The sequence below is a fragment of the Enterococcus sp. GPZ-007 genome (assembly GCF_059374735.1).
This window is the reverse complement of sequence record NZ_JCAFYN010000127.1, coordinates 1-356: the sequence shown is the minus strand read 5'-3', so window position 1 is coordinate 356 and position 356 is coordinate 1. Positions and strand designations below refer to the sequence as shown.

The window sequence follows — 356 nt, the reverse complement described above, 5'->3', positions numbered from 1 at the left end:
TTCGGGAAGTAGCTCAGCTTGGTAGAGCACTTGGTTTGGGACCAAGGGGTCGCAGGTTCGAATCCTGTCTTCCCGATAGCAACAAAAAATTATGGGGCCTTAGCTCAGCTGGGAGAGCGCCTGCTTTGCACGCAGGAGGTCAGCGGTTCGATCCCGCTAGGCTCCATTTTTATTAATAACGCGGTGTAGCTCAGCTGGCTAGAGCGTCCGGTTCATACCCGGGAGGTCGGGGGTTCGATCCCCTCCGCCGCGATTTTATTCGAGCCAGGACCTTTAGCTCAGTTGGTTAGAGCAGACGGCTCATAACCGTCCGGTCGTAGGTTCGAGTCCTACAAGGTCCATAGTGACTCTTTTAC

General features: G+C 54.5%; 4 tRNA genes. All 4 read left to right on the top strand.

Annotation, left to right across the window (positions count from 1 at the left end):
• The first annotated feature begins 2 nt into the window (after positions 1 to 2).
• The 4 genes from AC4J95_RS21220 (at position 3) to AC4J95_RS21205 (ending at position 341) form a co-directional block, all read left to right on the top strand.
• Positions 3 to 76 (top strand) — tRNA-Pro (locus tag AC4J95_RS21220).
• 17 nt (positions 77 to 93) lie between these two features.
• Positions 94 to 166: transfer RNA gene (locus AC4J95_RS21215), tRNA-Ala, on the top strand.
• A gap of 13 nt (positions 167 to 179) precedes the next feature.
• Positions 180 to 253: transfer RNA gene (locus tag AC4J95_RS21210), tRNA-Met, on the top strand.
• A gap of 14 nt (positions 254 to 267) precedes the next feature.
• A tRNA-Ile gene (locus tag AC4J95_RS21205) sits at positions 268 to 341 on the top strand.
• Positions 342 to 356: the final 15 nt, after the last annotated feature.